Here is a 13649-nt window from a genome sequence, read left to right as displayed (position 1 = left end):
GGCTATCCCCAAAATTTATACGACTCAAAGGAATAGAATAGAAAAAGAGCGCAGGCTCTAAAGCCTACGCTCGTATCTGTTTGGGCAATTACTCAGCAATTGCCCTTTCCATCCACTGATCTTCAATCATTTGTTGATGCAGATCTCCTGCCCACTGGTCCATGCATTTGCAAATGAAATCTTTGCGGCATACGGGACAAGGCGTCTTCTGCAGACGGCTGATCGCTGTCATCTTCCATTCCGGAGATTTGGAGTAGAATACACGGCATTGCGTGCCATCTACCAGCTTCATTGTAAATTCATACAATCCGTCTTTTTCGTTTTTACTAGCTACTTGTAATTCTGCAATACTTGGTCTATAAGACATGGATATCACCTGTCAATTCAAATTTGTTTCCTGCATATTCCCTGCATGACACTTCTCAGTACTAAGTCATATTAAAGAAATTTTAGTTCGATGTCAACTCAGGGAGCACGAACCTCCCAGCTTATTTTGAATTGATTCCATACCCACCAAGTTATGCCACACTATCCGCCGAACAAAATATCCAATATCGTGCCTACCTGACCCTGCTTTTTGCCTTTTAGTACATCGGGGTCGAATACTTCCACATAACCACATGAGGAACAGGCTACGAACAAATAGTGATTATGCTGAATGTCGAACATTTTGCTAAGACCAGCCCCGGACATGGATACTTCCTTGATGTTGCAATCTGTTCCCCGGCATTTCGTACATACAAACCTTCGCTCAATCATCTCTTCAATACTCATTTGCATTCCCCCTTTTTCAGATGCCTGGCATGAAGCAAGAGTATAATTATGTAAAAGAGTACGCGATTTGACCTTCAATCTCCTGCATGTCTTATGATTTTAAATACAAAACCCTGCCGTTAGCCAGCAGGGCTTGTACCAAACAACAGGTATCCAGGATAGCCTGCTTCATTTATTTCTCCCTTTATTTCAGCAAGATTCGGTTTATACCACGTTCAGTACGACATCAATATTCCCGCGAGTCGCTTTGGAATAAGGGCAAAAATCATGTGCTTTGCGAGCCAGATCCTCGGCCTGACTATGATCCACACCCGGCATGCTTACATCCAGCCGGACCGACAACTGGAATCCGTCATCCGCAGGGTCTTTCCCAATGGATACATTACTCGTTACAGTCACATCTTCCAGTTTAACGCCGGCTTTACGTGCCACGTTGGCAAGAGCACTTTCGTAACATGCACCGTATCCTGCTGCAAAGAGCTGCTCAGGGTTCGTACCTTCACCGCCGGATCCACCCAGCTCTTTTGGCATTTTCAGATCATGTTTAAGGACTCCATCCGATGAAGTTACCGAACCTGTACGTCCACCTTTGACTGTCGCAGTTGCTGTATATAAAGCTTCCATTAGAATCTCTCCTTTTACATCAATATTTTTGCTGCCTACAATTCAATTTAAACTTCTGACTTATTTTGAAACGGATTTGGGTTACTTAATCAGCTTTTGCATCTTTGTCATTTTCATGCATCAGCCCTCCATCCACATAACACTATTTATGATATTAAGGTACATTTTCTGAATTTGGGTAATACACTAAGGGCGAGGTCCCATTCACTTCTCGTTTTGTCCATCTACATAAAAGTTGCACTAGACAAAAATTATTGAATGAGTACAATGTAAGTAACGACATATATTTTCAGACATATAAAAGTGAATAACCCAGGTCTTCATCATACGGAGCATCAATACGATTATTATAAAAAGTCAGGTGAACATTATGAGTAAAAAAAATCCATTCAGCTCTCCTTCGGCTGAGCAATTAGCCGCAGCAGGCATGGCTCCCTCCCTCGGGGAAGCACACGGCTCCATGAAGGTTCCGAAGAATGCCGCCTGGTGGAAAAAATTCCTCGCCTTTGTCGGCCCAGGTTATCTGGTCGCTGTTGGCTATATGGACCCGGGTAACTGGGCAACAGATATCGCCGGGGGTTCCCAGTTCGGTTATACGCTATTATCCGTTATTTTAATCTCAAACCTGATGGCCGTCGTATTACAGTCACTTGCAGGCAAGCTTGGTATTGTAACCGGACGGGATCTGGCCCAAGCTTGCCGCGAACGGTTCAGTATGCCGGTTGTCATTATGCTCTGGGCTCTGTGCGAACTGGCCATTGCCGCAACAGATCTGGCTGAGGTTATCGGTTCAGCCATTGCACTGAAGCTTCTGTTCAACATCCCGATGTTATACGGCGTCATTATTACAGCTGTGGATGTTCTGATTATCCTTTTGCTGCAAAATAAAGGCTTCCGCGCTCTGGAAACACTGGTCATCGTGCTGATGGCAACCATCGCCCTCTGCTTCGGGATTGACCTGTTTCTTGCCAAACCGGACATGGGCGGGGTACTCACAGGCTTTGTACCAAGTGCCGAGATACTACAGAATCCTGCGATGCTATATATTGCCATCGGAATCATTGGAGCAACGGTTATGCCGCACAATCTGTACTTGCATTCTTCCATTGTGCAGACCCGGCAGATCGAACAGACAACTCAGGGGAAAAGGGAAGCCATCCGTTACTCCACCATGGATTCAACTATCGCTTTGACCCTGGCCCTGTTTATCAACGCTGCCATACTCATTGTGTCAGCCGCTGTATTCCACAGCGCAGGCATGACGCAGGTCGCTGAGATTGCAGATGCTTATCACTTGCTCACACCTCTGCTGGGCACAACCATTGCAAGTATTCTGTTTGGTGTCGCTCTGCTGGCCTCAGGCCAGAACTCTACACTTACAGGTACACTGTCCGGGCAGATTGTCATGGAAGGTTTCCTGAACATTCGGATTCCGGCTTGGCTTCGCCGGCTCGTGACCCGATTAATTGCAATCATCCCTGCCGTTATTGTGACGGCTATCGCCGGCGAACACGGAACGGAAGAACTGCTGATTTTGAGCCAGGTGATTCTATCCTTGCAGCTGCCTTTTGCCGTCATTCCACTTGTGATGTTTACGAGTGACAAGAAAAGCATGGGCGCATTCGCCAACAAACTGTGGCTCAAAGTCATCTCTTGGATCATCGCTGCCGTAATTGTGGTTCTGAACGTCTATCTGATCTTCCAGACCATCATGCTGTTTTAATCTGGATATGCTGTAAAGCAGTTTTCCTCTTACCAGAGATTCATTAAAAAAAGGCTGATTCCTTTAAGTATTATACTTAAGGGAATCAGCCTTTTAGCTTGCCGTGCACTTGCCTTGTCCTTTATTTAATGACGCGAAAGTCATCTCTTTTAAATTTTTTCCACTAACCCTCTGAAGGCACAAGCAGTGGAATAAGCTGCTCCAAGGCTTCGATGGTCCAGTCTGCACGCTCTTGGCCCTCAAGCTCAGGCTGAAATCGTCCATAGCCCTGCAAAATCCGAATCGTTCGCATCCCCAGCTTCTTGGCAGGAATGATATCGTTATCAATCCGATCCCCAATCATGACTGCTTCCTGGGGTTCACATCCCGCCTGCTTCAAAGCCACCGCATAGAGTTCCGGATCCGGCTTCGATACGCCTTCTTCTGCCGAGCAAGCCAGTACATCCACGTACCTCCGCAGACCGTAGCTCTCCAGACGCCCCTCTGTCCCTGGACTCTGATTGGCGATGATCCCGATTCGATAATGGTGTGACAATTCCTTCAACACCGCGTCAGCAGAAGCGAAGGGCTTCTCCAGTTCCTTCCGGAACTTCAACTTCTCCTGGATCTGCTCCCTGTGACGTTCATCGCTGATTAGCGTTCGAATGGCTACCCTCATGGGCCACTGCTCATAATTTCGGTAACAGGAGGCAAATATCTCTCGCACTTCCTCTATTTTCACCGGATATCCAAGCAAGCAGGCTTCTTTTACAAACTGCCCTATAATATCATCTACCGGCTCCCATTCGTCCACCAGCGTATCTCCTACATCAAAGAACAACCATTTTAACCCCCGTACATCCGGCACGCCTATTCCTCCTTGTTAGCCATGAACGCAATCTCTAAATCAGCAATGTACATTAATGCTCAAATAAAAAAGAAGACCCACCATCATGCATGAGTCTCCTCAGAATTCCGTTTTTCCACAAGTTCAATTATAACAGGCACCTTACACCGGATCAATCGGCAGCTATCACATTAACCATTAAGCAAGAAGCCAACTTCTCCATTAAGGGAATACACAATGCGGTCAGCTCCCATCCCTCGGTAAATGCCTTTGGGGTGACTCTGTTCCGTAATCACACATAGTGATTTGGAGGTCCAGGAACGGCAGATCTGCAAATAGCGGCAGGTCAGGTTCAAACTGTTCTCGAAGATAAAAACGTTGCCTACGCTCGACTGCGGTAGAAACCACTTCTGAGCTTCAGCTGTATTCATGCGAATGACGTTCTCCACTCCGATTCTGCGGAGCTTCCGTTCTTCCCCTGCACTGTTGGTCAGAACGGCAAACGGCATTTTTTTGTACATCAACAGCTTGATAAACTTGCGGCCTGCTTCATTCGGTGCTGTTACTAAAATCATCTCATTATCCATCATTCGTTCCTCCCTTGGCGTGAAAAGACAACAAAAAAGAAGCGTGGGGGACCAAGGCCTCCCGAACGCTTCTTGAATAACCCATGACGAAAACGCCATGAATATGCGTACGGCTTGTTGCCTCTCCCTTTAACGCTTACGAGGTTAGCTGACGGATTCGGGCGCGAGAGTCGCCCTATTTCCGGCTTGCACCGAAAAATTCACCCCATGGATTAGCTGCAATGACAGCCAATCCGATTGGTTCCCCCGTTTCCCACCCATGAATGAATGGAAACTCAGCGATTAAAACATCGTTCCTGTTTCATGTATTGACCAGAGCGATATTATCGTTTGTTTCGTTGTTCATGTTAAGTTTAATTGAATTAGAAATTACGATATGAATCATACACCCGCGACATGTTAGTGTAAAGTCCGGTCAGATCACCGAATGGACGAATTTAAGGCATTACATATCAATGATATCGCTTACAACCGATCCATTCTCCATCCATCTCTGTGAATCTCGCTAATTCTCGTCCTTATGAAAAACGGTTGTAATTTTAGATATCTGTAAGTAAACATAGGAATTCATTTAATTAGTTTTGCATTATCTAATTGTAAGCAATATAATATAACTATAGGAATCATTAACCCATTATACGATATGGAGGCGACTGATCATGTCCGTTTATGACTACAAAGTCAATACCCTTCGGGGCCAGGAAGTCGAGATGTCCGATTATCGCAACAAGGTGCTGCTAATTGTAAATACGGCGAGCAAATGTGGTCTGACCCCGCAATTTGAAGGCTTACAGGAACTCTATAACAAATTCAAAGACCGGCAGTTTGAAGTACTGGGCTTCCCAAGTAACCAATTCGCTCAGGAAAAAGGATCTTCCGACGATATTGCTGAGTTCTGCCAGATGAATTACGGTGTAAGCTTTCCTATGTTTGAGAAAATTGATGTTAATGGTTCAAGCGCTCACCCTCTATTCCAGCACCTGACAACAGAGGCACCGGGACTGCTCGGATCCAAAGCCATCAAGTGGAACTTCACCAAATTCCTTGTTGATCAGAACGGACGGGTCGTGAAGCGTTATGCTCCAAAAACGACTCCTGACCAAATTGAGGCTGATATTGAGAAACTGCTGAAATAGATCAACATGGAGAGGCCATAATCAACAGGGAACCACAGAAAGTCCGGTTCTGTGTGAATGGCCTTTTTTTATGTTTCTCCAAACGCAAAAAAGAGGTTTTCCATATTCGGAAAACCTCTTCTTGTCGTACAATATGATGCGGTCGAGAGGACTCGAACCTCCACGGGCATACGCCCACTACCCCCTCAAGATAGCGTGTCTGCCATTCCACCACGACCGCATGTCGTAAATAATCGGCAACAAAATTGATTATACAGGATCTCAATATAAAAGTAAAGCACTTTTATTAAAACTACTTTGCACCTGTGTTTTTCCTCCAAATATCGGTTTTTATCGTCATGATCTTTTAACTGCTGCATACATTAAATTTCAATTCTTTTATACATCTTCATTTTTAATTTTAGCTCTTCACAACAAACATATCATATACCTAACATAATTTTCGGACTTCTAACTTATATCAATCATATTATGTAACGTTATAATATAATTGAAACTTAAAATAAGAAATCATTGACAAAATACGGATGTTTATGTGATTATATATATCATATAATTCGGATTTTAAACATAAAAGGATTCAGAAATCAATATTAATGTTATATAACATAACATTTCACGAACATAGGAGGCGAAAGACCGTGAACCGTGGGAATAAGCTGCTCGATTATGTCAAACTGCTTGATTCCTCCATTCATGTCGGAGGTTTTACCCATTCATTTGGTATGGATGTACACATTGCTGAAGGCAGCATCCGAAATGCCGATGATCTGGAATCCTTCATGCGCTGCCAGCTGCATCCCAGTATCGTTCGACTTGAGGGCATGGCGATTAAAGGTATCTACAGCGCAACGGATCATAATGACACATGGCGAACAGCTCTCATTGACAAGTTGGTTCACGTTCAGCGGACTCCTTCTGATCAAAGGGAGCAAGCCGCTGCCATGGGCAAAAGACTGATCAAGCTGGCCCGGGCTCTCCACCCCTGGATAGAATTCAGCCAGCTCGAACACACCCTTGCCAAATACGAGTCTGTAGGCTGCCTCTCTACTGTTCACGCCTGGATCAACCACTACCTCGATATCCCCGTCGAGGAAGCGGTAATGGGTTACTTGCACTCAGCCATGAATGCATGCATAACCGAAGCTTCCAAAGTCCTCCCCATGCATAACGAAACAACCCAGGAATTGCTGGTTCGCCTGGCCGCAGACCTGGAGCATGAATGGAATACCGTTAGCGCCTCCGCTGCGGATGGACCGGCACAGCCAACCTCAATGTCCATGAAATCGTTGTTCCCCAGCTTCCACATGCTTGGCGCAGGGCTGCATGCTTATCGCGCCTAATCTTACCGCCTCCAAGCTCCCCTCATATTTCCCCAAACGAAAAAGCACGCAGCAACCTCCTTGCTGACGTGCTTTTTCACGTATGCCTATAGAACATCACGTTATTACGTCATTATTTAATATAAATACACTATTTTTCATCGTTTATAATTGTTACATGACGTAAATACGTATATAATGTAATGAACAGCTCGCATCTCCCTCTATTATACACAGCCGAAGGCGGGTTGAAATACTTCTATGAGGGGTGAACCCTTTTGAACAAAAAGAAACCCGTGACTCCGTTCGGATGGGCCATTAAACGCCGCTTAACGGAGCTACAGATGGACCAGAAAACGTTCTGCGAGAAGCACGACATCCCGCCGTATCGTTTATCCAATCTCATCCATGGCACACGAAAAGCCACCCGTTTCCGAAACCAGGTGGCAGACATTTTGCAAATTTCGGATGAACTACGATGACACCGCCATTACCTTGCCGTCCCGATCTTTTAACTGATTGCCAAGGAGGGCCTATTCATGAGCTTCTTTACAACTGACCTTGAAAGGTTATCCTTTCAATCCCTACGTCATCAACTCATCATCGTCGACCGCGACTGGAGAATCCGCAGCTGCAATACCGCATGGCAGAACGGACTCGGGCGATTGCATCTCTCGAAATATAAAAAAACTGACGCCCACCGATCTTCTTGCGAAACGTTTCATTATCTTCAGTTGCTGCAGATATGGGCAGCCCAGGAAGAGGAAACGGAGAATTCATCGATTATTCAGAAGTTAGAGAAGATTCAACATCCCTTTGTTCACTGCCATACATATGACATATCTGTAGAGTCTGCGAACCTGGACCTTCGATGGTTCAAGCTGGAGCTTACCCCCTTGAATCAGACGGATCCTCCTTCTCCCATGGGACTAGCTTTGATCTCGCATACAGACATTACGGAACAGAAGCGAATTGAACAGCAATTGAAGCTTGCTCTATCCGAAGTGCGGACACTACGCGGCTTGCTTCCCATTTGCGCCGTCTGCAAACAGATTAAGGACGAGCAGGACGTCTGGAATTCAGTCGAAGGTTATTTGGAGAGACATACCCACGCAGAATTTACACACGACATCTGTCCAGACTGTATCCGCAGACTATACCCGAAGTACTCCAACATTTTGGATAAACGCTCTTGAGCAAAGTAAAAAAAGCAAAAAATAACCACCTCTCCTATACGGAAAGGTGGTGTTCAAATTGAGACATATCCAATTCCTCCGGCGATCCCTGCAGCGCAATTGCTCCCTTGTCCATGACATAGATAAAATCCGCAGCCCCACGTACAAAATCAATGCTCTGCTCGACGAGCAGCACCGAAATGTCGCCCTTCGCCTTGATTTGCAGAATGACCTGCCGAATATCCTCGACAATGGAAGGTTGTATACCTTCCGTCGGTTCATCCAACAACAATAGTCCGGGCCTTGAGGCAAGCGCTCGTGCGAAGGCAAGCTGCTGCTGCTGGCCACCACTCAGATCACCGCCCTGTCGTCCATACATGGTCGCAAGGACTGGAAACATCGCGAGTACATCTTCAGGAAACGTCTTCACCCCAGGCGCAGATGTCTCCAGACCGAGCAGCAGATTTTCCTTTACCGTGAGCTGGGGGAAAATCTCACGACCCTGAGGAACATATCCAATGCCTGCCTTGGCACGTTTGGCAGGTTCCATAGCGGATATATCCTGCCCTTTCCAGTGGATGGCCCCCTTCCTCGTTTTGAGCAGGCCCATCAACGTTTTCATCAGCGTCGTTTTGCCGACACCATTTCGGCCCATTAGGCAGACCACCTGTCCAGGCAGGACATCCAGATTAACACCACGCAGCACATTGCTTTCCCCGTAGCCGGATTCAATTCGTTGCAGCGACAGCATGGTCATCTCTCCTTTTTCCCAAGTAGACTTCGGCCACCCTAGGATCTTCCTGCACCTCAGCCATGGTACCTTCCTTCAACAGCTTCCCTTCATGCATCACGGTCACTTTCGCCGCGTACTCACGGACAAACTCCATATCATGCTCCACAACCACGACCGAACGTTCACGCCCTATCCCCTGTAACAACCTGCCTGTTTTATGCGTTTCCTCGTCCGTCATCCCGGCAACCGGTTCGTCCAGCAGCAACACGCGCGGTTCCTGAAGCAGCAGCATGCCAATTTCCAGCCACTGCTTCTCGCCGTGAGAAAGCGCTCCTGCTCGTGTATACACGCGGTCTTGCAGTCCAATTTGCTCTATGACCTGTTCCATTGCTGTGTTGATTTTCCCAAACCGCGGAATACCAAGAGTCCGAAGAGGTGAACGCTGATTTTCCGCCGCCAAGGCCAAATTCTCCTGTACGGTAAGGCCTCCGAAGATGGACGGAGCCTGGAATTTGCGTCCTACACCCTTCCGGACGATCTGATGCTCCTTCAGACGTGTCAGCTCTGTGCCATCTTCCAGCCGCACCGTGCCGGAGAGGGGTTTGGTTTTTCCGCAAATGACATCCAGCATTGTCGTTTTCCCCGCACCATTGGGGCCAATCAGAAAATGCAAATCATGCTCATGCAGTTTCAGGTTCATGCCATTAACTGCAACGAAACCACCAAAAGCTACGGTAATACTCTCAGCGATCAATACAGGTGAAGCTTCAGTAGACTTCAGGTTTTTCCTTACTGACAGGGACATGCACAACCTCTCCTCTCCGCTTCAGCAATCGAACGACATTTTGATAGACTCCAACGAGCCCGTGAGGCATGAACAACACCACCGTTACAAACAGTCCGCCGAGAACGAACAACCAGCCTTCAGGGTACGCCTCACTTATCCCGGTTTTGGCCGCATTCAGAACCACTGCCCCGATCACAGCCCCAATGAGCGTGCCGCGACCACCTAATGCAACCCATAACACCATTTCAATGGATGGAACAATCCCCATCATGGACGGCGAGATAATCCCGACCTGAAGAACAAACAGCATACCCGCTATTCCTGCAAGAGCCCCGGAAAGGGCAAACGTCAACGTTTTATAACCCGCCGGATCATAACCAAGGAAACGCACCCGGTTTTCTCCATCCCGCGAAGCTTCAAGCACTTGGCCAAACCGACTATTCACCATTCTTCTGCAGAGCAGGTACGTGAGTACCAAAATGGCAAGTGTAATATAGTAGAGCACAATTGTTGTTCCTGCAGAATGCAGCGTGAAACCAAAAATAGAGTTATAACCGGTTATACCATTAGTCCCTCCGGTCCACTCCTGTTTGCCGATAAACAAGGTAACCGTGATTAACACAAGAGCTTGCGTTAAAATCGTAAAATACACACCGGTAATCCGGTTACGAAACGTAAACCACCCCAGTACAAATGCCAGCAAAGCCGGAAGGGCAATACCCAGAATTAACGCCACCGGAAATGAACGAAATGGTTCCCAAAACCACGGAAGACCTGACAAGCCGCTCCACCCCATGAAATCAGGCAGGGATGTGCCGCTCGCCTGCAGTTTCAGATACATGGCCATGGCGTAACCACCCAGACCAAAGAACACCCCATGCCCCAGACTCAGAACCCCGCCGTAGCCCCAGATCAGATCCAGTCCGATGGCCAGAATAGCCAGCGCCAGGAACTTAGCGAGCAAGCTAAGCCGAAACTCGGTAGAGATTAGCGGAGCAAGACACATCAGGATGAGTACGACCGCCCAGATGATTCTCGTTTTTAAACTGCCTGACTTCAGAAGTGCTGACATCATATAACCCCCTTCTTCGTGTTAGTCGAGACTGCGGGTTCGCATGGCAACCAGCCCCCGCGGCTTCCACTGCAGAAAAGCAACGATACATACGAACACCAGCACTTTGCCGATGGAGGCAGATGTGTAGGTTTCAAACAACGTATTAAACATGCCAATCCCGAGCGCTCCGCATACCGTTCCTACCAGTTTGCCAACCCCGCCAAGAACGACAACCATAAATGCATCTACAATATAATAGGTTCCCAGCGAAGGGCCAATCGGCCCAATGAGTGTCAGAGCACAACCCGCGATACCCGCGATTCCTGAACCAATGGCAAAGGTCATGCCATCTACCCGTCTGGTGGAAATCCCGAGACAGCCCGCCATGCTCCGATTCTGCATAACAGCGCGCATCCGTCGTCCGGAAGAAGTGCGGTATATGTACAGATACATACACAGTAGAACAACCGCGACAAGTGCGATGATAAAAATCCGTTTATACGGAAATACGATACCGTCAGAGATCGCAAGACCTCCATTAAGCCAAGACGGACTGGATACACCCACATTCGGCGCCCCGAAAATGGTACGCGCCAGCTGCTGCAGCATCATTCCAACTCCCCATGTAGCCAGCAAACTGTCCAGGGGTCTACCGTATAAATGCCGGATCAAAATTACTTCAAGCAGCCAGCCGATAAGTGCCGCTACACCAAACGCGATCGGCAATGCTACGATAAAATAAACTTCGAACCACGCTGCCGGAGCATATGAAATGAACAGATTTTGAGTCACATACGTTGCATATGCACCAATCATAATCAGCTCACCGTGAGCCATGTTGATGACATTCATGAGACCAAACGTTACTGCGAGCCCCAGCGCAATCAATAACAGGATCGAGCTGATGCTAAGGCCATTGAACATTTGCAAAACAAACATATCCATCCCGATCACCCTTTCACATGCTAAAAGCCTCTTTCCGATTCAAACACGTCACCAAGACTACGCATCAACGCTTTATCGTAATATTGTACGAGGGTGCGCTGTCCCACCCTCATCCGTAATCTCAGAAGTTTGGACATGAAGGACTTGCTTATTGATTGCTTAGAGAAGCTCCCCATTCGTAGGTTTTCAAATAAGGATCAGGCTTGACAGGAGAACCGGAGTTCCACAATTCCTTAAATTGACCATCTTCCTGCACTTCTCCGATCCGGACGGTTTTGTAAATATGCTGATTCTCTCCGTCCACGGTTACTTTCCCCTCGGGAGCATCAAATTCCAATCCTTTTGCCGCTTCTCTGACCTTCTCTACATCGGTTGATCCCGCTTTTTCAACAGCTGCCTTCCAGAGGTACACTGCTACGTAACCCGCCTCAATCGGGTCAGCCGTCACCCGGTCAGCACCATATTTTTCTTTATATTTCTCAACAAATGTCTTGTTCTCTGGAGTATCTGTTGTCTGATAATAGTTCCAAGAAGCCAGGTGCCCTTTCAGCACATCTGCACCAATGCCCCGAATTTCCTCTTCCGCCACACTGACCGACAGCGTCGTCATCTGTTCCGAGGTGATGCCAGCATCCTTCAGCTGCTTGAAAAAGGCTACATTACTGTCCCCGTTAAGCGTGTTATACACCACATCCGGCTTCGCAGCTTTGATTTTGCTTATAATTGTACTGTAATCGGTATGGCCCAGCGGTGTGTACTCCTCGCCAACCACTTCTCCGCCTTCAGCTGCCAATTGAGCCTTGATCACCTGATTGGCCGTTTTCGGGAAAACATAGTCCGAACCAAGGAGATAAAATGTTTTGCCCCTATTCTCCAGCAACCAGGTTACGGAAGGAACAATTTGTTGGTTCGTTGTTGCACCTGTATAAAAAATGTTGGGAGATGACTCCAGTCCTTCATACTGCACCGGATAAAATAAAAGCCCTTTATTCTGCTCGAACACTGGGAGCATCGCCTTTCGACTCGCCGAGGTCCATCCGCCAAAAACAGCGGCCACCTTATCCTGCTGAAGCAGCTTTCCGGCCTTTTCCGCAAAAGTCGGCCAATCCGAGGCCCCATCTTCAATGACAGGCTCAATCTGTTTGCCAAGGACACCACCAGCTGCATTGATCTCTTCAATCGCAAGCATCTCGGCATCCTTGACAGACACCTCGCTTATTGCCATCGTGCCACTCAAGGAATGAAGAATGCCTACCTTGATCGTCTCATCGGACGCAGCAACTTCCCCTGTTCCACCGGAATTCGAAGTTTCAGGTGGCGTTCCACCTTCCACACACCCCGTCAAAGCAATGACCGCCCCAAGCAAAATTCCCCATAATCTGACCGACCTCTTCTTCAATAGCCTACACTCCCTTTTTTTAGTCTATTGACGAACATTAAGGTCATTTAACTCCGAAATGTTCGTTGATCCAAATTATGGAGGCTCCAACTCTTCATGTCAATAATGCTTACATAATTTTATTTTACGCCTACTTGTTTCATGCATGCTGCTAATATGTTTCAAACCTTATTGACAAAGGGTCACCCTGTGTGAGTATATTTAACATATAATATGATTCATGAAGATATATACTTTTATGGGAAAGGTCGGATGGCCCTTGCACTGGACGGAGCAGGAAAAAGAAAAACTGCTGATTACCGTAGCCGCCAATCTCGCCCGCGAACGCAGAGGACGCGGATTGAAGCTAAATGTTCCCGAAGCCATCGCTTTGTTAACCTCCGAGCTCATGGAACGAGCGCGGGATGGAATGAGCGTAGCGGATTTGATGAGATATGGCGGTACAATCCTTACACGGGATGATTGTATGGAGGGAGTCCCCGACATGATTCCCGAGGTACAGGTGGAAGCTACATTCCCTGACGGGACCAAGTTGGTTACCGTGCATGAACCCATACGCTGAGA

Annotated in this window: 16 protein-coding genes, 1 tRNA gene and 1 riboswitch; of the genes, 6 read left to right on the top strand and 11 right to left on the bottom strand. The window is 47.3% G+C overall.

The genetic code is table 11. From position 1 onward, the window contains the following. Positions 1 to 88: 88 nt before the first annotated feature. The 3 genes from PIL01S_RS15225 to PIL01S_RS15215 all read right to left on the bottom strand — a co-directional run bounded on the left by PIL01S_RS15225 (position 89) and on the right by PIL01S_RS15215 (position 1398). Positions 89 to 367 carry a hypothetical protein gene (locus tag PIL01S_RS15225; RefSeq protein WP_127538211.1) on the bottom strand — a complete coding sequence of 93 codons (279 nt, stop codon included), beginning with the start codon at positions 365 to 367 and terminating at the stop codon, positions 89 to 91. A gap of 161 nt (positions 368 to 528) precedes the next feature. Further along, complete coding sequence (locus PIL01S_RS15220) at positions 529 to 774, bottom strand: zinc ribbon domain-containing protein (protein ID WP_024629326.1); 246 nt, start codon at positions 772 to 774, stop codon at positions 529 to 531. A 204-nt stretch (positions 775 to 978) separates the two neighbouring features. Continuing rightward, positions 979 to 1398, bottom strand: a complete 420-nt coding sequence (locus PIL01S_RS15215; protein WP_095289181.1) for an organic hydroperoxide resistance protein — start codon at positions 1396 to 1398, stop codon at positions 979 to 981. A gap of 427 nt (positions 1399 to 1825) precedes the next feature. On the opposite strand from PIL01S_RS15215, the gene PIL01S_RS15210 reads away from it, so the two are divergent. Continuing rightward, the gene (locus tag PIL01S_RS15210) at positions 1826 to 3121 is read left to right on the top strand and encodes an Nramp family divalent metal transporter (RefSeq protein WP_127538301.1); all 1296 of its coding nucleotides are present in this window, start codon (positions 1826 to 1828) and stop codon (positions 3119 to 3121) included. A gap of 163 nt (positions 3122 to 3284) precedes the next feature. Here the strand turns inward: PIL01S_RS15210 and PIL01S_RS15205 are convergent, their stop codons facing one another. Together PIL01S_RS15205 and PIL01S_RS15200 are read right to left on the bottom strand one after the other, a co-directional pair. After that, positions 3285 to 3968, bottom strand: a complete 684-nt coding sequence (locus PIL01S_RS15205; RefSeq protein WP_164764245.1) for an HAD family hydrolase — start codon at positions 3966 to 3968, stop codon at positions 3285 to 3287. A 170-nt stretch (positions 3969 to 4138) separates the two neighbouring features. Further along, complete coding sequence (locus PIL01S_RS15200; RefSeq protein ID WP_095289178.1) at positions 4139 to 4534, bottom strand: hypothetical protein; 396 nt, start codon at positions 4532 to 4534, stop codon at positions 4139 to 4141. A 118-nt stretch (positions 4535 to 4652) separates the two neighbouring features. After that, positions 4653 to 4825, bottom strand: a riboswitch (cyclic di-AMP (ydaO/yuaA leader). A gap of 368 nt (positions 4826 to 5193) precedes the next feature. Here PIL01S_RS15200 and PIL01S_RS15195 point away from each other — a divergent pair. Beyond that, entirely contained in the window at positions 5194 to 5670 is a 477-nt protein-coding gene (locus PIL01S_RS15195; RefSeq protein WP_095289177.1) for a glutathione peroxidase, read from the top strand. A 137-nt stretch (positions 5671 to 5807) separates the two neighbouring features. Here PIL01S_RS15195 and PIL01S_RS15190 read toward each other — a convergent pair. Beyond that, positions 5808 to 5890 (bottom strand) — tRNA-Leu (locus tag PIL01S_RS15190). A 421-nt stretch (positions 5891 to 6311) separates the two neighbouring features. On the opposite strand from PIL01S_RS15190, the gene PIL01S_RS15185 reads away from it, so the two are divergent. The 3 genes from PIL01S_RS15185 to PIL01S_RS15175 all read left to right on the top strand — a co-directional run bounded on the left by PIL01S_RS15185 (position 6312) and on the right by PIL01S_RS15175 (position 8188). Continuing rightward, complete coding sequence (locus PIL01S_RS15185; protein ID WP_164764244.1) at positions 6312 to 7013, top strand: urease accessory protein UreF; 702 nt, start codon at positions 6312 to 6314, stop codon at positions 7011 to 7013. Positions 7014 to 7270: 257 nt separating this feature from the next. Continuing rightward, entirely contained in the window at positions 7271 to 7474 is a 204-nt protein-coding gene (locus tag PIL01S_RS15180) for a Rha family transcriptional regulator (RefSeq protein ID WP_095289174.1), read from the top strand. A 57-nt stretch (positions 7475 to 7531) separates the two neighbouring features. Next, on the top strand, positions 7532 to 8188 hold the full coding sequence (locus PIL01S_RS15175; RefSeq protein ID WP_127538208.1) for a nitrogen regulation protein NR(II): 657 nt from the start codon (positions 7532 to 7534) through the stop codon (positions 8186 to 8188). A 34-nt stretch (positions 8189 to 8222) separates the two neighbouring features. Here the strand turns inward: PIL01S_RS15175 and urtE are convergent, their stop codons facing one another. From urtE to urtA, 5 genes are all read right to left on the bottom strand, one after another. After that, entirely contained in the window at positions 8223 to 8918 is a 696-nt protein-coding gene (urtE, locus tag PIL01S_RS15170; RefSeq protein WP_127538207.1) for an urea ABC transporter ATP-binding subunit UrtE, read from the bottom strand. After that, positions 8896 to 9705, bottom strand: a complete 810-nt coding sequence (urtD, locus tag PIL01S_RS15165) for an urea ABC transporter ATP-binding protein UrtD (RefSeq protein ID WP_127538206.1) — start codon at positions 9703 to 9705, stop codon at positions 8896 to 8898. Before urtD ends, urtE begins: the two co-directional genes overlap by 23 nt. Continuing rightward, positions 9668 to 10759: an urea ABC transporter permease subunit UrtC gene (gene urtC, locus PIL01S_RS15160; RefSeq protein WP_371859962.1), complete on the bottom strand. Its 1092-nt coding sequence runs from the start codon at positions 10757 to 10759 to the stop codon at positions 9668 to 9670. Before urtC ends, urtD begins: the two co-directional genes overlap by 38 nt. Positions 10760 to 10780: 21 nt before the next feature. Then, the gene (gene urtB / locus PIL01S_RS15155; protein ID WP_095289165.1) at positions 10781 to 11686 is read right to left on the bottom strand and encodes an urea ABC transporter permease subunit UrtB; all 906 of its coding nucleotides are present in this window, start codon (positions 11684 to 11686) and stop codon (positions 10781 to 10783) included. Positions 11687 to 11834: 148 nt separating this feature from the next. Then, positions 11835 to 13085 carry an urea ABC transporter substrate-binding protein gene (gene urtA / locus PIL01S_RS15150; RefSeq protein ID WP_095360630.1) on the bottom strand — a complete coding sequence of 417 codons (1251 nt, stop codon included), beginning with the start codon at positions 13083 to 13085 and terminating at the stop codon, positions 11835 to 11837. A gap of 238 nt (positions 13086 to 13323) precedes the next feature. On the opposite strand from urtA, the gene PIL01S_RS15145 reads away from it, so the two are divergent. Beyond that, positions 13324 to 13647 carry an urease subunit gamma gene (locus PIL01S_RS15145; protein ID WP_371859961.1) on the top strand — a complete coding sequence of 108 codons (324 nt, stop codon included), beginning with the start codon at positions 13324 to 13326 and terminating at the stop codon, positions 13645 to 13647. Positions 13648 to 13649: the final 2 nt, after the last annotated feature.

This window comes from Paenibacillus illinoisensis NBRC 15959, assembly GCF_004000925.1.
Taxonomy (GTDB): domain Bacteria; phylum Bacillota; class Bacilli; order Paenibacillales; family Paenibacillaceae; genus Paenibacillus; species Paenibacillus illinoisensis.
This window is presented reverse-complemented; position numbering and strand designations above follow the sequence as displayed.

Bases quoted from the DNA above. Each gene is read 5' to 3' on its own strand.
- PIL01S_RS15145 (WP_371859961.1), top strand. From the start codon at position 13,324: ATGGGAAAGGTCGGATGGCCCTTGCACTGGACGGAGCAGGAAAAAGAA.
- urtB (WP_095289165.1), bottom strand. From the start codon at position 11,686: ATGGATATGTTTGTTTTGCAAATGTTCAATGGCCTTAGCATCAGCTCG.
- PIL01S_RS15225 (WP_127538211.1), bottom strand. From the start codon at position 367: ATGTCTTATAGACCAAGTATTGCAGAATTACAAGTAGCTAGTAAAAAC.
- PIL01S_RS15195 (WP_095289177.1), top strand. From the start codon at position 5,194: ATGTCCGTTTATGACTACAAAGTCAATACCCTTCGGGGCCAGGAAGTC.
- urtC (WP_371859962.1), bottom strand. From the start codon at position 10,759: ATGTCAGCACTTCTGAAGTCAGGCAGTTTAAAAACGAGAATCATCTGG.
- PIL01S_RS15200 (WP_095289178.1), bottom strand. From the start codon at position 4,534: ATGGATAATGAGATGATTTTAGTAACAGCACCGAATGAAGCAGGCCGC.
- PIL01S_RS15210 (WP_127538301.1), top strand. From the start codon at position 1,826: ATGGCTCCCTCCCTCGGGGAAGCACACGGCTCCATGAAGGTTCCGAAG.
- urtE (WP_127538207.1), bottom strand. From the start codon at position 8,918: ATGCTGTCGCTGCAACGAATTGAATCCGGCTACGGGGAAAGCAATGTG.
- PIL01S_RS15215 (WP_095289181.1), bottom strand. From the start codon at position 1,398: ATGGAAGCTTTATATACAGCAACTGCGACAGTCAAAGGTGGACGTACA.
- urtD (WP_127538206.1), bottom strand. From the start codon at position 9,705: ATGTCCCTGTCAGTAAGGAAAAACCTGAAGTCTACTGAAGCTTCACCT.
- PIL01S_RS15220 (WP_024629326.1), bottom strand. From the start codon at position 774: ATGAGTATTGAAGAGATGATTGAGCGAAGGTTTGTATGTACGAAATGC.
- PIL01S_RS15175 (WP_127538208.1), top strand. From the start codon at position 7,532: ATGAGCTTCTTTACAACTGACCTTGAAAGGTTATCCTTTCAATCCCTA.